This is a genomic window from Vibrio sp. MED222 (assembly GCF_000153005.1).
GTDB lineage: Bacteria > Pseudomonadota > Gammaproteobacteria > Enterobacterales > Vibrionaceae > Vibrio > Vibrio tasmaniensis_A.
This window is the reverse complement of sequence record NZ_CH902608.1, coordinates 270,742-289,037: the sequence shown is the minus strand read 5'-3', so window position 1 is coordinate 289,037 and position 18,296 is coordinate 270,742. Positions and strand designations below refer to the sequence as shown.

General features: G+C 43.7%; 21 protein-coding genes. 9 read left to right on the top strand and 12 right to left on the bottom strand.

Going from position 1 to position 18,296, the window contains the following annotated elements:
* Positions 1 to 118: 118 nt before the first annotated feature.
* On the bottom strand, positions 119 to 1,573 hold the full coding sequence (locus tag MED222_RS09330) for a beta-barrel assembly-enhancing protease (protein ID WP_009847382.1): 1,455 nt from the start codon (positions 1,571 to 1,573) through the stop codon (positions 119 to 121).
* 178 nt (positions 1,574 to 1,751) lie between these two features.
* Between MED222_RS09330 and MED222_RS09335 the strand changes: the two genes are divergently transcribed.
* Together MED222_RS09335 and MED222_RS09340 are read left to right on the top strand one after the other, a co-directional pair.
* Positions 1,752 to 1,991 carry a sulfurtransferase TusA family protein gene (locus tag MED222_RS09335; protein WP_009847381.1) on the top strand — a complete coding sequence of 80 codons (240 nt, stop codon included), beginning with the start codon at positions 1,752 to 1,754 and terminating at the stop codon, positions 1,989 to 1,991.
* Positions 1,984 to 3,060: an AI-2E family transporter gene (locus MED222_RS09340; RefSeq protein WP_009847379.1), complete on the top strand. Its 1,077-nt coding sequence runs from the start codon at positions 1,984 to 1,986 to the stop codon at positions 3,058 to 3,060. Before MED222_RS09335 ends, MED222_RS09340 begins: the two co-directional genes overlap by 8 nt.
* Before the next feature lie 158 nt (positions 3,061 to 3,218).
* Here MED222_RS09340 and bcp read toward each other — a convergent pair whose 3' ends face one another.
* Both bcp and MED222_RS09350 read right to left on the bottom strand, forming a co-directional pair.
* Positions 3,219 to 3,689 carry a thioredoxin-dependent thiol peroxidase gene (bcp, locus tag MED222_RS09345; RefSeq protein ID WP_009847378.1) on the bottom strand — a complete coding sequence of 157 codons (471 nt, stop codon included), beginning with the start codon at positions 3,687 to 3,689 and terminating at the stop codon, positions 3,219 to 3,221.
* A gap of 12 nt (positions 3,690 to 3,701) precedes the next feature.
* A complete protein-coding gene (locus tag MED222_RS09350; protein ID WP_009847377.1) occupies positions 3,702 to 4,244 on the bottom strand; it encodes a glycine cleavage system protein R in 543 nt (180 codons plus the stop codon).
* 372 nt (positions 4,245 to 4,616) lie between these two features.
* Here MED222_RS09350 and dapA point away from each other — a divergent pair, with 372 nt between their 5' ends.
* A complete protein-coding gene (gene dapA / locus MED222_RS09355; protein WP_009847376.1) occupies positions 4,617 to 5,495 on the top strand; it encodes a 4-hydroxy-tetrahydrodipicolinate synthase in 879 nt (292 codons plus the stop codon).
* A 49-nt stretch (positions 5,496 to 5,544) separates the two neighbouring features.
* Positions 5,545 to 6,591, top strand: coding sequence for an outer membrane protein assembly factor BamC (gene bamC, locus MED222_RS09360; RefSeq protein WP_009847375.1), 1,047 nt, complete (start codon positions 5,545 to 5,547; stop codon positions 6,589 to 6,591).
* Positions 6,592 to 6,776: 185 nt separating this feature from the next.
* Here bamC and MED222_RS09365 read toward each other — a convergent pair whose 3' ends face one another.
* The 4 genes from MED222_RS09365 to MED222_RS09380 form a co-directional block, all read right to left on the bottom strand.
* Positions 6,777 to 6,986 (bottom strand): DUF2897 family protein, encoded by a 210-nt coding sequence (locus MED222_RS09365; RefSeq protein ID WP_009847374.1) that lies wholly within the window; start codon positions 6,984 to 6,986, stop codon positions 6,777 to 6,779.
* 8 nt (positions 6,987 to 6,994) lie between these two features.
* Positions 6,995 to 7,669: a M15 family metallopeptidase gene (locus tag MED222_RS09370; RefSeq protein ID WP_009847373.1), complete on the bottom strand. Its 675-nt coding sequence runs from the start codon at positions 7,667 to 7,669 to the stop codon at positions 6,995 to 6,997.
* A 46-nt stretch (positions 7,670 to 7,715) separates the two neighbouring features.
* Complete coding sequence (gene dapE / locus MED222_RS09375; RefSeq protein WP_009847372.1) at positions 7,716 to 8,852, bottom strand: succinyl-diaminopimelate desuccinylase; 1,137 nt, start codon at positions 8,850 to 8,852, stop codon at positions 7,716 to 7,718.
* Positions 8,853 to 8,948: 96 nt separating this feature from the next.
* Positions 8,949 to 9,296 (bottom strand): ArsC family reductase, encoded by a 348-nt coding sequence (locus tag MED222_RS09380; RefSeq protein ID WP_009847371.1) that lies wholly within the window; start codon positions 9,294 to 9,296, stop codon positions 8,949 to 8,951.
* Positions 9,297 to 9,501: 205 nt separating this feature from the next.
* Here MED222_RS09380 and MED222_RS09385 point away from each other — a divergent pair, with 205 nt between their 5' ends.
* Positions 9,502 to 9,789, top strand: coding sequence for a winged helix-turn-helix domain-containing protein (locus MED222_RS09385; RefSeq protein ID WP_004734273.1), 288 nt, complete (start codon positions 9,502 to 9,504; stop codon positions 9,787 to 9,789).
* A gap of 56 nt (positions 9,790 to 9,845) precedes the next feature.
* Here MED222_RS09385 and MED222_RS09390 read toward each other — a convergent pair whose 3' ends face one another.
* Both MED222_RS09390 and MED222_RS09395 read right to left on the bottom strand, forming a co-directional pair.
* Complete coding sequence (locus tag MED222_RS09390) at positions 9,846 to 10,178, bottom strand: DUF4156 domain-containing protein (RefSeq protein ID WP_009847370.1); 333 nt, start codon at positions 10,176 to 10,178, stop codon at positions 9,846 to 9,848.
* A 12-nt stretch (positions 10,179 to 10,190) separates the two neighbouring features.
* Complete coding sequence (locus MED222_RS09395) at positions 10,191 to 10,535, bottom strand: DUF2956 domain-containing protein (RefSeq protein WP_009847369.1); 345 nt, start codon at positions 10,533 to 10,535, stop codon at positions 10,191 to 10,193.
* A gap of 109 nt (positions 10,536 to 10,644) precedes the next feature.
* Here MED222_RS09395 and MED222_RS09400 point away from each other — a divergent pair, with 109 nt between their 5' ends.
* The 4 genes from MED222_RS09400 to MED222_RS09415 all read left to right on the top strand — a co-directional run bounded on the left by MED222_RS09400 (position 10,645) and on the right by MED222_RS09415 (position 14,813).
* Positions 10,645 to 11,106, top strand: a complete 462-nt coding sequence (locus MED222_RS09400) for a DUF2919 domain-containing protein (protein WP_009847368.1) — start codon at positions 10,645 to 10,647, stop codon at positions 11,104 to 11,106.
* Positions 11,107 to 11,171: 65 nt separating this feature from the next.
* Complete coding sequence (locus MED222_RS09405; protein ID WP_009847367.1) at positions 11,172 to 12,095, top strand: Dyp-type peroxidase; 924 nt, start codon at positions 11,172 to 11,174, stop codon at positions 12,093 to 12,095.
* A 120-nt stretch (positions 12,096 to 12,215) separates the two neighbouring features.
* Positions 12,216 to 13,349 carry a flagellin gene (locus MED222_RS09410; protein WP_032555262.1) on the top strand — a complete coding sequence of 378 codons (1,134 nt, stop codon included), beginning with the start codon at positions 12,216 to 12,218 and terminating at the stop codon, positions 13,347 to 13,349.
* A gap of 297 nt (positions 13,350 to 13,646) precedes the next feature.
* Positions 13,647 to 14,813 (top strand): flagellin, encoded by a 1,167-nt coding sequence (locus tag MED222_RS09415; RefSeq protein WP_009847365.1) that lies wholly within the window; start codon positions 13,647 to 13,649, stop codon positions 14,811 to 14,813.
* Positions 14,814 to 15,386: 573 nt separating this feature from the next.
* Here MED222_RS09415 and crr read toward each other — a convergent pair.
* From crr to MED222_RS09430, 3 genes are all read right to left on the bottom strand, one after another.
* A complete protein-coding gene (gene crr / locus MED222_RS09420; protein WP_009847364.1) occupies positions 15,387 to 15,896 on the bottom strand; it encodes a PTS glucose transporter subunit IIA in 510 nt (169 codons plus the stop codon).
* A gap of 106 nt (positions 15,897 to 16,002) precedes the next feature.
* A complete protein-coding gene (gene ptsI, locus MED222_RS09425; RefSeq protein ID WP_009847363.1) occupies positions 16,003 to 17,727 on the bottom strand; it encodes a phosphoenolpyruvate-protein phosphotransferase PtsI in 1,725 nt (574 codons plus the stop codon).
* A 170-nt stretch (positions 17,728 to 17,897) separates the two neighbouring features.
* A complete protein-coding gene (locus tag MED222_RS09430; protein WP_004734263.1) occupies positions 17,898 to 18,155 on the bottom strand; it encodes an HPr family phosphocarrier protein in 258 nt (85 codons plus the stop codon).
* Between the last annotated feature and the right edge of the window lie 141 nt (positions 18,156 to 18,296).

Sequence of the window (18,296 nt, the reverse complement as noted above, 5' to 3'; positions counted from 1 at the left end):
TTCCTCATTATTATTTTTGATTTAATAGTCCAGCCGAAGCCAACTGAGTGGCTTCTTATTGTGTAACGTTGAGCTTTCTTTGTATTTTGGCAACGAGCTTCGCTACCAGTCATTATACTTATTGCAACGATAAGAAGCGTTCGCGCTGTATCATTAGTTGATCAATTCGAGCGTCATAACGTGCTTGTTTTAGGCTGCCTAGTTCTGCGATTTGGCTCGCCTGCGTGTAGTACTGAATCGCTTTGTTCCAGTTGGCTTGCAGTGCCAAGATCTCTGCCCTAGCAGACAGTTCTTCATCGCTGTTACCAAGGTTTGTATTTGCCTTTGAAAGCAGGTACCACCCATTGGTGTCGTTCGGGTTATCGTGCGTGTAACGTTGCAACACGCGAACGGCTTCCTGTAGGTCTTCATTTTCGATCAGTGCATTGGCGTAGTTTATGGTTAGAACTGAGTTGTTTGGTTGACGCTCAAGTGCTGACTTAAGTTCTTTAATCGCAATCTCAGGCTTTTTCTGTTCAATGTGCAGATCTGAAATAGCATCCAGATAGAACAAGTTGGTTGGGTCGCTATTCATCAGCTTGGTCAGAATTGGTTCTGCTTTATCTAATTTTTTTGAATCTAGGTAAACCAGTGCTTGCCCATACTCTAATGATGGAACCAAGGCTTTGGGGGCTTTCTTCAGCTTTCGCTCAAACCAATCAAGAGCTGCATCATTATTAATCCCTGCATAGCGCGCAACAATCCGGGCTCTTGCTAAATGGTAATCCAGTGACGGAGCCAGTTTTAGTGGGGTATAGCTGCGAGCACGGGCGCGTGAATCTGTGATTCGGTCTTCAGGCAATGGGTGAGTTAATAGCATTGGTGGCGGTGTGCTTGCATAGCGGTATTCATCAGCTAAGCGGCCAAAGAAACGTGGCATCGCGTTTACATCGAACCCTGCTTTTGCCAGCGTGTTGATGCCAAAGCGGTCGGCTTCTTTTTCATTACTTCGGGTGTAGTTTATTTGGCTTTGCATGTTACCAGCAGTTGTTGCAGTGATAGCTGCGATACCGGCTTCTGGTGCTGCAATCGCTAATAATACAGAAGCGGCCAGTGCTGCGATGGTTGCAGGAGAGCGGCGAGCTTGATCTTCCATACTACGTGCTAAGTGACGCTGGGTAACGTGCGCGATTTCGTGCGCCAATACGGAAGCGAGTTCACTTTCAGACTGTGCATGCAAGAACAAACCTGAGTGCAAAGCAACATAACCACCAAAAAAAGCAAAAGCGTTGATGTTTCGGTCACGGATCATAAAGAACTGAAAAGGTGTCTTTACATCATTTGCGTTCGCGACAAGGCGATGGCCAAGCGTGTCAATGTATTGGTTTAGAACCGGGTCGTTTACGATAGGCTGGCTGCTTCTGATGATGCGCATGTAGGCATCACCATAGATAAGTTCTTGGTCGATAGTGAGTGTGCCGCCTGCCGCGGTGCCGATATCGGGTAGCTCCAAACCATTGGTATTTGCCAACGTTGGAGTGCTTAATGTAGCTGCGATGCATAAGCAAGCAATTGAGCGAGCGCGTTTAAACATATTAGTCAGTAATACTCCGTTTCTTCTGACAGTAAGACAAGTGCAATGCAAATTGGTTCTCTATCTGATGTAACCTTTACCAAGTGCGTGCGCTATCATGAAGGAAGATGAATGAATGATGGCGCGTTTTCAAAAACAGATTACAATACGACCCTTATAATAAGCATCGAGCTAAAGAATGACACCTAATATTCTAGATTTACGCCAAGAGCGCTGTCCAATGGCACTATTATTAGCCAAGCGTCACAGTGTAAAGTTAGAAGTAGGGCAATCATTGTCAATTTATGTCTCTGATAACAGCTCGATGAAAGATATTGTTACTTTTTTGTCAAAGCAAGCCTATGACGTCATCGTAGAGGTTTGCTCTAATTACTATCATCTCCTCGTCACTAAAAAGGAATTGCAGTCAAATGCTTGAAATGGTCAATCGTTGGTATAAACGACGTTTCTCTGATCCCCATGCTGTCAGCTTGGTTGCCATCATTCTCTTCGGCTTTATTACGATCTACTTCTTTGGTCACCTCATTGCCCCACTTTTGGTGGCTATTGTTTTGGCTTATCTGCTTGAGTGGCCGGTTACTCAACTTCAAAGACTCGGTGTTCCAAGAACCCCATCAGTGATGTTGGTGATTTTAATGTTCTTTAGCGTGATGTTACTTGCGCTGTTTGGTCTAGTACCAACGATTTGGGAACAGGTAGGTAACCTTATCAATGATATTCCAAGCATGTATGGTGGCTTACAGAAGTTCATCGCAACCATCCCTGAGCGTTACCCTGAACTAGCAAACCTGCAGATCGTTGAATCGATTGTGTCTAATGCGAAAAACAAAGCATTAGGCTTTGGCGAAAGCGTTGTGAAGGGCTCTTTAGCTTCTCTTGTTAGTTTGGCGACGCTTGCGGTTTACCTGATTCTTGTACCGCTGCTGATTTTCTTCCTTTTGAAAGACAAAGAAGAGATGATCAGTATGGCTAGTGGTGTTCTGCCTAAGAACCGTCGTCTAGCGACCAAGGTTTGGGTAGAGATGAACCAACAAATCTCAAATTACATTCGCGGTAAGGTGCTTGAGATTTTGATCGTCGGTGGTGTCAGCTACGTAACCTTTGCGATTCTGGATTTACGTTATTCAGCACTGCTGGCTGTCGCGGTCGGCTTCTCGGTATTGATTCCTTATATCGGCGCGGCGGCTGTGACCGTTCCAGTCGCGATTGTTGGCCTGTTCCAGTGGGGCTTAGAACCTCAGTTTTATTGGTTGCTTCTCGCTTACGGTATTATCCAAGCGTTAGATGGTAACGTGCTCGTTCCTGTTCTGTTCTCTGAAGCAGTGAACCTACACCCAGTAGCGATTATTGTAGCGGTGTTGGTGTTTGGCGGACTGTGGGGGTTCTGGGGAGTGTTCTTTGCGATCCCTCTAGCCACGCTAGTGAAAGCGGTTTGGAATGCCCTACCGAGTCACGCTCTCGATGATGACCCTGAACACCAATCGTAATTGAACGCGCTATCAATTTGAATGCGCTATCAATTTTAATAAGTACAAAAAGGCCGAATATCCATGATATTCGGCCTTTTGGCATTTGGCTTAGTAGTGAGTAGTGTATTTAGATTCGCTAGGTGCGAATTTAGAGAATCAACTCACTAAAATCAACATTAAGCTTCTGGATTGAAGTAGTCTAGAACCACTTCGTGGTGAGTCTTTGTTTTGAACTTGTTGAAGACGTGTTCAATCTGACCTTCTTCATCAATTAGAAAGCTAATACGGTGCAGACCGTCGTACACTTTACCCATAAATTTCTTCTCGCCCCAAACACCAAACTGTTCAGCAACACTGTGGTCTTCATCAGATAGAAGTGTGAAGTTCAGAGATTTCTTCGCAACGAAATTTGGTAGGCGTTTAACTGGGTCAACACTCACACCTAAAACAACCACATTCAGATCATCAAGCTGTGCTTTGATATCACGCAGGCCTTCTGCTTGCACAATACAACCTGGAGTCATTGCTTTAGGGTAAAAATAGAAAAGGACTTTTTTACCTTTGAAGTCACCAAGAGATACGATATTGCCATCTTGATCTGGAAGAGAAAAAGCAGGTGCTGGAACACCAGCCGTTAGCGTATTCATGATATTTCCTTTTTAAAAACTGTTTTTGATAAAGTTGAGCGAGCCTTGTACGGATAGGCTCTGGCACAGCGCGTCGAATTCTTCTTGTAGCTGCATCAAATTACATTCTGATTGCACAGAAGCGGTAATAGAGATATGGAATTGGTCGTTGTCGAGCTGAACCTTAGACTTATTGATGGTTCGCGCACTTAACGAATCGAGGCCGATGTTTCGGTCTGCGAAGAACTGGGTAAACTGCTCAGTAAGGCCGATTTTATCGTCTGACTCAACGAACACCTCTACTGTGTAAGAGTTCTCAATAACATCATGAGTTGAGGTTCGCTTCATAATCGTAATCAAGTCGTGCTCTTGTCCAAGCAAGGGCAGGGTGGTTTCAACGCGGGTGATGTTGTTTGCCTTTCCAGACAGTAGCATGATAAGCGTAAATTCTTCGCCAAATTGAGCGATACGGCTATCAATAATGTTACAGCCTGATTGGGTGACTAAATGAACCACTTGGTTGCATACACCTGGGCGATCTGTGCCCACAGCTGTGATTACTAGATGTTGAGTCATAAAATCACGTCTCTTATATTCCATTGATTCATGCATGTTAGCACAGTTAGCTAGAGGAATAAGTGTGTGCTTGGGGCTTTTATGAGGCACTTTGCTTCAAATATGTAACAAGTAATAGGAATATTTAGAGTGTTCAAAATTCAAAGAGTGGCGTGAGAGCATTGCTTACTTGTTACTGACATCGAGTGCAGAGCTATTCGCTAGATTGAGTGTAGGTTACCCAAATTCTAGGTCGAACGCCGTTATAAGTCGTTTTACCTCAAACATACGACAATATTTACTGCAGATGTTGCTGGTAAGCCACTTTAATGTCTTGTGTTTATTGATTGGCTTACAGTAACATGCAAAAAGAATAAATTAAGGGAGATAGACATGTTTTCAGGAAGTATCGTTGCGCTAGTTACACCATTTAATACAGATGGTGAAGTGGATTTCGACAGCCTTAAAAAGTTAGTTGATCACCATGTTGCAGCAGGTAGTGATGGTCTGGTTGCGGTTGGCACAACTGGTGAGTCTTCAACACTCACTATTGAAGAGCATGTCAAAGTCGTCAATAAGGTCGTTGAATTTGCTGATGGCCGTATTCCTGTTATCGCTGGTACGGGTGCAAACGCAACTCACGAATCTGTACTTTTCAGCCGTTTGCTCAATGGTTCTGGTATTGCTGGTTGCCTGAGCGTAACGCCGTACTACAACAAACCGACTCAAGAAGGTTTGTACCAACATTACAAAGCAATTGCTGAAGTCAGTGACGTTCCACAGATCCTTTACAATGTACCTGGTCGCACTGCGGTAGACTTGTTGCCAGAAACGGTTGCTCGCCTTGCCGAGATCGAAAACATCGTTGCACTTAAAGATGCGACGGGTGATCTCGAAAGAATTGCAATTCACCGTGAACTTTGTGGCGAAGACTTTATCTTACTAAGTGGTGATGACTTAACTGGTCTTGAATTTGTTAAGCGTGGTGGCGATGGTGTGATCTCTGTAACGAACAATGTTGCAGCTGCTGATATGGCGACTATGTTCAAGCTAGCGAAGGAAGGCAAGTTTGAGGAAGCTGAAGCGATCAATGAGCGTTTGATGCCTCTACATAAGAATTTGTTCGTTGAGTCTAACCCTATTCCCGTAAAATGGGCGGTTCACAAAATGGGTCTGATTGCTGAAGGTGGCTTACGTCTACCACTGACTGAACTGTCAAAACCAGCTCAACCTGTTGTTGCTCAAGCAATGACTGAAGCGTGCATTTACTAAAAACGTATAAAGCAATGCCGAAGCGAACCTTCGGCATTTAGGAGTATAAATGAAGTATTCTCACCAGCTAGTGATCGGTTCACTGGCTGTTTTCGTTCTTACAGCATGTTCTGGCAGCCCGACTCAACGTCGCCAAGCCAAAGATGATTTTGAATACTTAGAAACACCTGAGTTTTCACAATGGCAATTGCCTGAAGATGCTCAGCCTCAGTTTTACCCAAACTTTGATATCCCAAACGGTGAATTCAGTGGTGGTACCGGTCGTCAAGTGGATATTCGTCCTCCTCAACAGGTTCTTGAACTGATCCCAGGTGCTCGTACTGAGCGTCAAAATGGTGAAGTGACGTTATGGCTCCTTCGTGCTGAAGAGGCTGACCGAGTATGGCAAACGGCTGTAGATATGCTAACTCAGCGTGGCATTGGCATTCTTGAACAATCAGATAGCGATATTGAGACCGATTGGGTAACTTGGGTTTCTGAAGATGAAGAAGTCGAGATTGGTAGCCGCTATTCTCTCTCTCGTTTCCAAGCGAACAATCGCCATGGCTTCAAGATTAATCTGATTGATTGGCGTGAAGGTTCTGAAGAGAAACCAGTATCGGCAACCAATAAAGAGCGTTACAACGCGTTCTTAACGAATCTAGTGATGGCTAAATACGATGCCAACCTTCGTGCTGAAGCTGCGTTGAAAGCGCAAGAGTTGGTGAAACGCATTCCTATCTCAATGGGTTCGGACCGCAGTGGTTTCCCTGTGATCATTGCTCGTACACCATACAATGTATTGTGGCAACGTCTACCTACCTTGCTACCGACGATGGGCTTCGAACTTGAAGAGCGTAACCAGTCTCAAGGTACAGTGAAAGCTAAGTATGCCGCGCCAGATGATGAATTCTGGGAAGAGATTGGCCTACAGCCTATTGACTTAGCGCCAGGTACTTACACCTTCTTATTTGGTGATCTTGGCAACCGTACATCGATTAACGTAACGGATGCAACAGGTAAGCCTGTAGAAGAAGAGCTACTTAAGTCAATGGTACCGGTATTAGCACACGTTGCAGACCAAACCAAAGACAAGAAAGAAGCAAAATCTGAATAAGCACTGAGCAAATTTAGAAGAAAAAAAAGAGGACATACAATGTCCTCTTTTTTATGTTTGTTAGTCAGTGTTTTATGTTTGTTAGTCAGTGTTTTATGTGCGTGTTGTCAATTTATGTTGTCATTTCGCTAACAAGGGGTAACACGCGCCTGACTTGTTGGGGCTAGCGTATCAAGGACTTTACGCTAAGTGCTTTTGCTGTCAGTAGACTCATCTTTTTGAGCTTTTTCTTGGTTCTGTTTATCCAATTGATTGAGCTTGTCTAAGTCTTTTTCTGTTTTGTTACGACCTGTCAGATCCATATTAGCGGTCTGTTTGAGCGCAGCAATATTACCCACCACAACGCTAACCACGATGATGATGATAACCCAAGGGTTTGTAAGCCACTCTAACATAAGCGCTCCTAATGACTGATATTCGCCACGAAGCGCGCATAGATCTCGTCTAGCTGCTCCGCAATAATTTCATACCCTAATATTGGCTTAGATTGGAGTTGCTTGCCAAGTAAAGTGGGAGATAACTGTGATAAACACAACTCCGATACTTTTCGATGGCTGATATGCCATGGTTCGATCGCCACACCGCCGAGGTCTTGGCTGTACGGAAAGAAGAACCCAAATTGAGATGCATTGGCAAAAAGCCATTGGTAAAACGCTTGCTGGTGGCCAGTAAGGTATTCCCATGGTTCCAGTTGCAGCTGTGTGCCTTCAGGTAAGTGATTACGAGCAAAGACATCAAAGTCACAACCCCAATGGTGACGACTCGCCCCAGGCAGTGCAGACCACCTCAGTATCGCTGACAACTTTTGATGTTCACTGAGTCTTGAAGCATCAAGTGGTTGGCTTTCTGAGTCTAATATTGGTGCTTCACCAGAAAACTTACGGTTCCAAATCAGAGATTGCCTTTCATAGTCGCGAAAGCCACTGGCAATCTCCATTTTGAAACCCGCGAGTTGAGCAGCTTCAATCAAATCGTTTAGGTCATCTTTGACCTCACTGTGAACCAAGAAGGTTTTGCTGCCAATGAGGCTAGGTTCTAGATGAGAATCTGATTGTCCGGTTAGCTGCTCTGGTGTCATAACGTGTCTCTCAATAATTAGATGCTATGAATCGCTGATGAAAAAACTACTTAGCGAACAGGTTCACTAATGTTCTTTCGTACATGTCAGTTAGTTTCTCTAAATCAGCCACTTTCACGCACTCGTTAACCTTGTGAATGGTTGCATTAACAGGGCCTAGTTCTACCACTTGTCCTTTCATGCGCGCAATAAAGCGTCCGTCTGATGTACCACCTGTGGTAAGCAGTGCCGGCTTAACATCATTCACGTGACCTACTGCATCGACAATAGCATCAAGCAACGAGCCTGCGTCGGTTAAGAACGGGTCGCCATTGAATGTCCATTTTAAATCGTATTCGAAATCGTATTTGTCGAGTGTATTTGTGATTCTTTCAACGATGATATCGTTGTTTAACTCAGTGCTAAAGCGAAGGTTAAACTGAACATTAAATTCACCAGGAATCACGTTTGATGCGCCAGTGCCCGCACTTACATTTGGGATCTGGAAGCTGGTTGGTGGGAAATAATCATTACCTTTGTCCCACTCGGTCGTCGCCAATTCATTGATCGCAAGCAGAGAGCTGTGTACCGGGTTGTTCGCAAGGTGAGGGTAGGCAACGTGACCTTGTGTGCCTTTAATCGTTAGATCGCCAGTGATAGAACCACGACGGCCGTTCTTTACGACATCACCTACGTACTCAGTACTTGATGGTTCGCCAACAATACACATGTCGATGTTCTCACCACGAGCCATCAATGCTTCGACAACGCGCACTGTCCCGTTGATGAACGGGCCTTCTTCATCTGACGTGATAAGGAAACCGATTGAGCCTGTGTGATCAGGGTGCTTAGCAATGAACTGTTCTACAGCCACAACCATTGAAGCCAGAGAACCTTTCATATCTGCCGCGCCGCGACCGTGTAGGAAACCATCTACGATAGTCGGTTCAAATGGCTTAGTGTTCCACTGCTCAATTGGGCCTGCAGGTACAACATCAGTGTGACCAGCAAAAGCAAATAGGGGGGCTTCGGTACCACGGCGAGCCCAGAAGTTCGTCGTATCTTCAAATACCATCACTTCGATTTCAAAACCTAGCGCTTTTAAGCGATCAATCATCAGGTCTTGGCAGCCTGCATCTTCTGGTGTTACCGATTGACGGCTGATTAGGTCTTTTGCCAGAGCCAAAGTTGGGCTGTCTGTCATCCTTGAGTTCCTTGTTTAAATTAAACGTCTAGTCATTAATTTCAGGCGTTGAACAGGGGAAGTTCAACGCTTTGTTATCTGTTCTAATACAGCTGATTACGCAAAAATAGCAGCGTATTGATCAGCTTTGAAGCCAATATGAAGCTTGCCATCGACTTTCAAGATAGGGCGCTTGATCATTGCTGGTTGTTCAACAAGCAGAATTACGGCTTTTTCTTCCGTTAATGTGTCTTTTTGCTCTTGAGAAAATTGGCGGTAAGTCGTACCACGTTTGTTTAACACAAGCTCCCACCCAAGATCTGAACAGAAGCTTGTTACCAACTCTTCGGTGATGCCTTGTTTACGATAATCGTGAAATTCGAACTCAATACCTTCAGCTTCGAGCCATTTTTTTGCTTTTTTGATGGTGTCGCAATTCGGAATGCCAAACATAGTGATAGTCATTATTCTTCCTTTGGGTGATTTTATTTCGTTGTTATGAGTTGAATCCTATCAGGAAGCGGCAATTCAGACAAAATAGAGTGAGGAATATTTCATAGAGTGAAAAAAAACAGTAAGAAAATGTCACTATTGGAGACTTATTGATCAGCCTCAACATGTTGTCAGCAAAAAAAGAAATAATTGAGTTGCACATATATAGGAGGTGTCAATGGAGTTGAGTCCTGTTTTTGCAAGGCGGCTATATTTAGCATTGTTAGTGGAAAGCCTTGATAGGCCAAATGTGCCTAAACTCATCGAAAAAACGGGGTGGCCTCGTCGTACTATTCAAGATGTACTCAAGGCGTTACCGGGGATCGGTATTGAACTTATGTTTGTTCAAGATGGGCGACGTCATAATGATGGCTATTACCAATTATCCGACTGGGGGCCATTTGACAGTCAATGGGTTATCCAGCGTAAAGGCGATATAGCAACAAGCCTTGGATTTAGTGCATAAGCCAGCGAAAGCTGGCTTTCTTCTTTCTTCTCCTTACCGATTAGCGATAAGTCGAATTAGCGACACCGATAAGCGGTGCCCAACATGGTTACGGAAGTCGCAAAATCTTGGGGAAGTGTGAAATTTACGGTGTCCGCACCTAATCCAATAGCATTGGACTTTAGCTCATTCATTGCGCCTTGAATCAGAGTGTCGTTCGGGTAAAACAGATAACTATACCAATGGCCTTCGCTGCCGGTGACTTCCCCTTTATATTCGCACTCGTTGATATCAATCAGTCCGTGGTAATCCATTTGTACTTGGTCAGATTTGCTATGTGGGACTGTTGTCGGTGTCGTGCACCCGACTAATATGCCTGTCATAGCTAAAGCGACTAATTCCTTTTTCATACATTTATCCTGCTATTTCATCAAATAAATCGCGAAACCTACCCAGCTTGCGATCAATAGTAACCACGGCAATTTGCTGGCGTGATTTGATGTTGTTTCAACAATTGTGTCTACATTGTTCTCTTCGTCTAGATTAGTTTGTTGAGTTTGCTTCTCTTTCTTTACGCGTTTTCTTGCTTTATCGGCTTGGCGGCTGCGTTCTTTTTGCTGTTTCTTGTAAAGTGCGATGCCTTTTTCGATACCTTGAGCAATTAATTTTGTTTGTTCTTTGGTTTGAGCTGGCTTTTGCGTCGCTTTGGCTATCTTCAGTGCTTCTTGTTGAGATTCAACAGACGGTGTATTAGTTTTCTTTTTCATACTGAGTTCGACAATTAAAACGGATTAACCAATAAGATAACGCAAACCTAGTTAAGTATGAATGATTTGCGTTAAAGTGTTGGTTTGAAAACAAGTGAAAGTGAGAGTTGTGCGGTACTCCATAGAACAATACGATAAACACGGCTTTTTGAAAGCCCCAATCTTATTATGGTTAGGTTGGCTGTTTCTTGCGAAAGCTTTGGTCGTTTTCATTGTTGCGGGCGCAAGCCGAGAGTCGGGAACGGATATTCTTGAGACCATCTATCCAGACCACCAGATGTTTTATGTCGGGATTGCGTTGAGTGTCCCTAGTTTGTTATTGATGTGGTTATTTGGACTAAGATCTCCAGATAGAAAGCGCCTTAACAAAGTCGTGTCATGGGGACGTTGGGTTACCATGATGGCTATCTTGGCACAGGGCTCCCACACAATTTATCTAATCTATTCGGATAACGGATGGTTCCGTTGGTCAAATGCTATCACCCTATTATTGCTCCTCTGGTTAGCGCTTTATTTAACCAATAGCCATGCCGCTAGGGATTGCTTTAAAGTGGTTGAGCACGAAGACTGATTCTCATCAAAACATTTGTACCATTCACAATTATACTTAGAAGCTAAAACTGGAAGGAATAATCTATGCTTAATGTTTCAAATGAGCAGCCTAACGTTCAAAGTGCTATTTTGCCTGAAGCTGGGCCTTTCGCTCTTTACGTTCAACTTAAAGTGAACGCTAATACTGCTAATGTACTAGCAGAAATTCAAAAGCTTCCGACTCTAATCGACGAGCTAAACCAAACTCAACCTGATGCGAACCTAACGGCGTCGGTAGCATTCTCAAAAGCTTTTTGGGATAAGTTCGAGCACGCTGCTCCCTCTGATCTAATTGATTTTCCTGCGCTTGGTGAAGGTGATATCACAGCACCGAGCACACTGTCTGATGTTCTGATTCACTGTCATTCAAACCGACATGACCTACACTTCTTCATCCTACGTAAATTGCTATCTGAAGTAGCGGCAGACGTTGAAGTAGTAGATGAAACTTACGGTTACCGTTTCCTAGACTCACGTGACATGACTGATTTCGTTGATGGCACTGAAAACCCGAAAGACGCGCAGCGTGCTGAAGTGGCGATTGTGCCTGAAGGTGAATTCGCAGGTGGTAGCTACGTAATGGTGCAGCGTTTTGTGCATAACCTGCCAGCTTGGAATAGATTAAACGTATCGGCACAAGAGAAAGTGGTTGGCCGTACCAAGCCAGATTCGATCGAGCTAGACGATGTTCCAGCGGCGTCTCACGTTGGTCGTGTGGATATCAAAGAAGAAGGCAAGGGCCTTAAAATTGTTCGTCATAGCCTACCTTACGGCACAGCAACAGGCGATCACGGTTTACTGTTCATCGCTTACTGTAATGTTCGTCATAATTTCGATGCGATGCTAGAGAGTATGTACGGCGAAACAGATGGCAAAACAGACCAACTGCTTCGCTTTACTAAAGCCGTTACTGGCGCTTACTACTTTGCTCCTTCAGCTGAGATGTTGAGTACACTAACGATTAAGTAAGTCGTCTCAAATAGAATAAACAAAGGGAGCCTCATGGCTCCTTTTTTTTAAAGTTTTATATAAATAGGTCGATACAAGAGCAATCGTAAGTTTTATTCATCTTTTTGTAAGTGAAGGTCTATGGCTATAACTGTGAATACGAATGTTTCAGCATTAGTGGCTCAGAGGAATCTCTCTAATGCCAATAACATGCTGAACCAATCTTTGGAGCGCTTGGCTTCAGGGAGTCGTATTAATAGTGCAAAAGACGATGCTGCTGGCTTACAAATCTCTAATCGATTAGAAGCACAGATGAGCGGCATCGATGTTGCGGTTCGAAATGCTAACGACGGTATCTCCATTATGCAGACAGCAGAAGGGGCGATGAATGAAACCACCAATATCATGCAACGCATGCGAGACCTGTCACTGCAAGCGACTAATGGTTCGAATAGCCAATCAGAAAGGACGGCTATTCAAGAAGAAGTAACCGCCTTAAATGATGAGTTGAACCGAATTGCGGAAACCACGTCATTTGGTGGGAAAAAGCTCCTTAACGGCAGCTTTGGTAGCTCGTCATTTCAAATCGGTGGCAGCTCTGGTGAGGCGGTGCATATAGGTTTGAAAAACATGCGCACCGATGATATCAACATGGGCGGCTTTAGCTATGTTGCCAATGGCATGGCAAGTGACTCGTGGGAAGTTAAATCCAACCAGACAGATATGACGATGGCGTTTACCGATCGTTTTGGTCAGCCTCAAGAGATCAACATTAATGCCAAGGCGGGCGATGACATTGAAGAGCTAGCGACTTATATCAATGGTCAAACGGATCTGGTTTCGGCTTCCGTCAATGATGAAGGGCAGCTTCAGATCTATATGTCAGGCGAAGACACGGCAGGCACGATCTCTTTCTCAGGCTCGTTAGCCAGTGAGCTTTCGATGTCGGCGGGTTATTACGAGTCAGTCGATGATATTAATGTCACTGATGTTGGTGGAGCACAGCGCGCCGTGTCTATTTTGGATACAGCGATGAAGTATGTTGATAGTCACCGTTCTGAACTCGGGGCGATGCAAAACCGCTTTGACCATGCGATTAATAACCTTGAAAATGTTCATGAGAACTTGGGGGCATCAAACAGTCGAATCAAAGATACAGACTACGCCAAAGAAACCACTCAAATGCTCAAACAACAAATACTGCAGCAAGTCAGTACCACTATTTTAGCTCAAGCTAAGCAAGCGCCGAACTTAGCTTTAACGCTGCTAGGCTAATAAATTAGGTTAATTCTTATAAAGGTATTCTCGGTTAACTAAAGTCCTTTGGTTAATTAAAACACAATATTTCCCCCGGCTGACGTTTCGACAACTTTAGCCTTTTTCTCATCTTTTTTTGATAATTTCACTGCCAGTCACGCTTTCTTATCCTTTCTCGCTATTTCTTTAATTTTGTTGCTTTTTTTCTAAAGGTTTCAGCATTCACGCCGTTATTAAAAGTAACTTAGAGATAACTACTTGGTTTTCCGAGACGTCGGAAGCCGCTATACCGGAAAATCAATTGGAGAAATCACCATGGCAGTGAATGTAAATACCAACGTATCAGCAATGACAGCACAACGTTACCTAAACAGTGCAAACAGCGCTCAACAAACATCAATGGAACGCCTATCTTCAGGCTCTAAAATCAACAGCGCAAAAGATGACGCTGCTGGCCTACAAATCTCGAACCGTTTGAACGTTCAGAGCCGCGGTCTTGATGTTGCTGTACGTAACGCGAACGATGGTATCTCTATCGCTCAAACAGCAGAAGGTGCGATGAATGAAACATCAAACATTCTACAACGTATGCGTGATTTGTCTTTGCAATCAACAAACGGTTCAAATACCAAATCTGACCGTGTAGCAATCCAAGAAGAAGTAACGGCGCTTAATGATGAACTAAATCGTATCGCTGAAACCACATCTTTTGGTGGCAACAAGCTGCTTAACGGTACTCACGGTACTAAGTCATTCCAAATTGGTGCAGACAATGGTGAGGCAGTAATGCTTCAACTGAAAGACATGCGTTCTGATAACGACCAAATGGGCGGCAGCAGCTACCAATTTACAGAAGCTAAAGGTAAAGATTGGGGCGTGAAAGCTGGCGCGAATGACTTAACCATGTCATTAAAAGACAGCTTCGGTGACCAACGAGAAATCAACATCTCTGCTAAAGCTGGCGATGACATTGAAGAGCTAGCGACTTACATTAACGGTCAACAAGACCTAGTAAAAGCATCAATTGATGAAGAAGGTAAACTGCAAATCTTCGCTGGCAACAATAAAGTTGATGGAGAAATTGCATTTTCTGGTGCTTTATCAGATGAATTAGGCATGCAAGCAGGTGCGAAACCTGAGGACCCAAAAACTCTAGAGGGTAAGCAAGTAACGGTTGATACTATCGACGTAACGTCTGTTGGTGGCGCTCAAGAATCTGTTGCTGTTATCGATGCGGCACTTAAATATGTAGATAGCCACCGTTCTGAGCTTGGTGCATTCCAAAACCGTTTTGACCACGCAATTAACAACTTAGATAACATCAACGAGAACGTTAATGCATCTAAGAGCCGTATCAAAGATACCGATTTCGCGAAAGAAACGACTAACATGACTAAGTCTCAAATTCTTTCACAAGCTTCAAGCTCGATTCTTGCACAAGCGAAGCAAGCTCCGAACTCGGCACTTAGCCTACTAGGTTAATCGGTTGAAAAGCCACGTTGACTTTAAGCGTTGTTGATCACAAGCGTCAACGTTAGGCTTCCACAAATTAGCTCGTGGTGAGAGATGAGCGCTAAACAGACCCAGCTTCGGCTGGGTTTTTTATTGCCTGTTATTTAGCGAAGGTATATTTGGAAAAGTGCAGTGCTGGTAAGCAGACGCAAAAGAGAGATTCCCTATCACGCTCGTTCCTCACTGTAGGGAATGACGACTATAGGCGGTATTGATCAATTGTTTACCTGAATCGAAGTCTTTAGTCGTCATCTCAGAATCGAGTAGAACGAGATATCAGAGATCTCTGTTTGTTAAAATTCACAAGTGTAATTTGATGTATAGGCGAAATGCCTTGAATAGCGCTTAACAACGTTTAGTAAAAAACTAGGTCGGATAGCAGGGGATAAACGGTCAGTGTAGTTGTCATTGGTTGAGGGAACTAGGAGAAGGGTTTCGGTGTGATAGTCAGTACTGCCTATCTGAGGTATTGAACAAATATAGCAGGCACAAAAAACGCTACCCTTAGGTAGCGTTTTAATTAAAGCAGATAAGTAATCGGGATTACTTAGTTACTTTAAGAACTGGAGTTTCGCCAACAGTTACAGAACCAGAAAGCTTGTTCAGCTCCTTGATTTCGTCCATGTTAGAGATAACAACTGGAGTAAGCGTAGATTTTGCTTTCTCTTCTAGAAGCGCAAGGTCGAAAGTGATGATTGTGTCACCAGCTTTAACAGATTGACCTTCTTCAGCTACACGAGTGAAGCCTTCGCCTTTAAGTTCAACAGTATCGATACCGAAGTGAACGAAAAGCTCAATACCGTCGTCAGACTCGATAGAGAATGCGTGGTTTGTTTCGAAGATTTTACCGATAGTACCGTTAACTGGAGCTACCATTTTATCGCCAGCTGGTTTGATAGCAATGCCATCACCAACGATTTTTTCAGCGAAAACTACATCTGGCACGTCTTCGATGTTTACGATTTCACCAGAAAGAGGTGCGATGATTTCGATTGCACCAGCATCAGCGCTGTCATCAGATACAAGCTTTTTCAGTTTGTCAAACAGACCCATTGTGTCATGCTCCTAACGTTTAGTTTTATTCTGTAGAATATACTATACCAATCTAACAAATTAGACGACTATTTTTAGCCGTCTAACTTCATTAAGCTCTTGGTGATTACTGAGTTTTCTCAGCGATGAACTTTTCTACACAAGCTTCAATTTCTGCAGCTGTAGGTAGAGATAGTGCTTCGTCAGCCATAGCTTTAACTTCAGCGAAGTTAGAGTTACGGATTACTTTCTTAACTTTAGGGATAGAGATACCGCTCATAGAGAACTCATCTAGACCCATACCAAGAAGAAGTAGAGTTGCACGCTCATCACCTGCTAGTTCGCCACACATACCTGTCCATTTACCTTCTTTGTGAGAAGCATCGATTACTTGCTTGATAACAAGAAGAACCGCTGGAGATAGTGGGTTGTATAGGTGAGAAATCATTTCGTTACCACGGTCTACCGCAAGAGTATATTGCGTTAGGTCGTTAGTACCGATAGAGAAGAAAGATACTTCTTTCGCTAGGTGGTGTGCGATTGCAGCTGCTGCTGGAGTCTCAACCATTACGCCGATTTCGATTTCTTCATCGAAAGCTAGGCCTTCAGCGCGAAGTTCAACTTTGTACTCTTCGATTGCTTTTTTCAGTTCACGGATCTCTTCAACAGAAATGATCATTGGGAACATGATGCGTAGTTTACCGTGTGCAGATGCACGTAGGATACCACGTAGTTGGTCACGTAGAATTTCACGACGATCCAAGCTGATACGTACTGCACGCCAGCCTAGGAAAGGGTTCATTTCTTGTGGAAGGTCCATGTATGGTAGGTCTTTATCGCCACCGATATCCATAGTACGGATAATCACTGACTCGCCTTCCATTGCTTCCGCTACTTCTTTGTAAGCAACGTATTGCTCTTCTTCAGTAGGAAGTGCAGTACGGTCCATGAATAGGAATTCAGTACGGTACAGACCAACGCCTTCACCGCCGTTACGCAGAATACCGTCACAGTCTTTTACTGTACCGATGTTGCCACAAACTTCTACACGGTGACCGTCTAGAGTTTCAGCATGTAAGTCTTTTAGTTTTGCTAGTTCAACTGCTTCTGCTTCGAAATCAGATTTGATTTTCTTAGCTTCTGCTAATTCAGCGTCAGAAGGGTTGATGATGATCTTGTTGTTCATCGCGTCTAGCACAAGCATGTCGCCGTTTTTAACTTGCTTAGTGATATCGTTAGTACCAACGATAGCTGGAAGCTCAAGTGAACGTGCCATGATTGAAGTATGAGATGTACGACCGCCGATGTCACAAGCAAAACCAAGAACGTAGTCTAGGTTGATTTGTGCCGTTTCAGATGGCGTTAAATCGTAAGCAACTAGGATAACTTCTTCATTGATATCTGCTAGAGATACAATGTTGATGCCTAGTGCATTTTTAACGAAGCGAGTACCGATATCACGGATATCAGTCGCACGTTCTTTTAGGTACTCATCATCAAGCGACTCAAGTGCAACAGCTTGCTCTTCGATCACTGTGTAGATCGCGTTGTCTGCGTGCATTTTGTCTTTCTTGATGAGTGCTAAAATCTCTTCTTCTAGCTCTTCATCTTCAAGCAGCATGATGTGGCCTTCAAAGATTGCTTCTTTTTCTTCGCCAAAAGTTTCAAGTGCTTTTTGCTTTACAACTTCAAGTTGTTGAGAAGATTTGTTACGAGCGTCAAAAAAACGCTGAACTTCTGCTTCAACTTGATCGTCTGAGATAGATTGAGTGTTTAGGACAATTTCATCTTCTTGAAGTAGTAGTGCTTTACCGAAAGCAATACCAGGAGATGCTAGGATGCCTGAAATCATAGCCTTACCTTAGTTGTTCAACTGTAAACGGGAGAATGTGTGACTTTAAGTCGTCGACTAATGTCGCGCTTATTGCTATCTATTTCGAATTGCTATCTATTTCGAATTGCTATCTATTTCGAACAAAGCCACTTTGCTGTGCAAAATGGCTTTGAAAGAAGGAGACCGTATTAGTGTAGTTGATCCATAAGAGCAACTAGGTGGTCTACAGCTTGCTGAGCTTGAGGGCCTTCAGCTGAAATAGTAACGTTAGTACCTTTTACTAGGCCTAAAGTTTGTAGTTTGAACAGGCTTTTCGCGCTAGCGCTTTTGCCGTTAGAAGTCACTGTGATGTCAGCGTCGAAAGATTTTGCTTCTTTAACAAACTGTGCAGCTGGACGAGTGTGAAGACCGTTTTCTGCTGTGATTTCTACTTGCTTCTCGTACATTTTATATACCCCAATTAATTTATTTTTTGTAAGTTTGTAACCAGATTTAGCTTAACTGCTTTAGCTCAAATGCGCTAGAGGCTAGTACGCCATGTTCGTGTTAGAACTTAGACTGGTTATAAATTTTTATCCAGCCATGGT

Excerpts from the sequence above, each read along its gene's own strand:
- crr (WP_009847364.1), bottom strand. The coding sequence starts at position 15,896 with ATGGGTCTGTTTGACAAACTGAAAAAGCTTGTATCTGATGACAGCGCT.
- MED222_RS09350 (WP_009847377.1), bottom strand. The coding sequence starts at position 4,244 with ATGACTCAACATCTAGTAATCACAGCTGTGGGCACAGATCGCCCAGGT.
- dapE (WP_009847372.1), bottom strand. The coding sequence starts at position 8,852 with ATGACAGACAGCCCAACTTTGGCTCTGGCAAAAGACCTAATCAGCCGT.
- MED222_RS09405 (WP_009847367.1), top strand. The coding sequence starts at position 11,172 with ATGCTTAATGTTTCAAATGAGCAGCCTAACGTTCAAAGTGCTATTTTG.
- MED222_RS09370 (WP_009847373.1), bottom strand. The coding sequence starts at position 7,669 with ATGACACCAGAGCAGCTAACCGGACAATCAGATTCTCATCTAGAACCT.
- MED222_RS09340 (WP_009847379.1), top strand. The coding sequence starts at position 1,984 with ATGCTTGAAATGGTCAATCGTTGGTATAAACGACGTTTCTCTGATCCC.
- ptsI (WP_009847363.1), bottom strand. The coding sequence starts at position 17,727 with ATGATTTCAGGCATCCTAGCATCTCCTGGTATTGCTTTCGGTAAAGCA.
- MED222_RS09415 (WP_009847365.1), top strand. The coding sequence starts at position 13,647 with ATGGCAGTGAATGTAAATACCAACGTATCAGCAATGACAGCACAACGT.
- MED222_RS09330 (WP_009847382.1), bottom strand. The coding sequence starts at position 1,573 with ATGTTTAAACGCGCTCGCTCAATTGCTTGCTTATGCATCGCAGCTACA.
- MED222_RS09380 (WP_009847371.1), bottom strand. The coding sequence starts at position 9,296 with ATGACTATCACTATGTTTGGCATTCCGAATTGCGACACCATCAAAAAA.
- dapA (WP_009847376.1), top strand. The coding sequence starts at position 4,617 with ATGTTTTCAGGAAGTATCGTTGCGCTAGTTACACCATTTAATACAGAT.
- bamC (WP_009847375.1), top strand. The coding sequence starts at position 5,545 with ATGAAGTATTCTCACCAGCTAGTGATCGGTTCACTGGCTGTTTTCGTT.
- MED222_RS09430 (WP_004734263.1), bottom strand. The coding sequence starts at position 18,155 with ATGTACGAGAAGCAAGTAGAAATCACAGCAGAAAACGGTCTTCACACT.
- MED222_RS09365 (WP_009847374.1), bottom strand. The coding sequence starts at position 6,986 with ATGTTAGAGTGGCTTACAAACCCTTGGGTTATCATCATCATCGTGGTT.
- MED222_RS09385 (WP_004734273.1), top strand. The coding sequence starts at position 9,502 with ATGGAGTTGAGTCCTGTTTTTGCAAGGCGGCTATATTTAGCATTGTTA.
- MED222_RS09335 (WP_009847381.1), top strand. The coding sequence starts at position 1,752 with ATGACACCTAATATTCTAGATTTACGCCAAGAGCGCTGTCCAATGGCA.
- MED222_RS09410 (WP_032555262.1), top strand. The coding sequence starts at position 12,216 with ATGGCTATAACTGTGAATACGAATGTTTCAGCATTAGTGGCTCAGAGG.
- MED222_RS09390 (WP_009847370.1), bottom strand. The coding sequence starts at position 10,178 with ATGAAAAAGGAATTAGTCGCTTTAGCTATGACAGGCATATTAGTCGGG.
- MED222_RS09395 (WP_009847369.1), bottom strand. The coding sequence starts at position 10,535 with ATGAAAAAGAAAACTAATACACCGTCTGTTGAATCTCAACAAGAAGCA.
- bcp (WP_009847378.1), bottom strand. The coding sequence starts at position 3,689 with ATGAATACGCTAACGGCTGGTGTTCCAGCACCTGCTTTTTCTCTTCCA.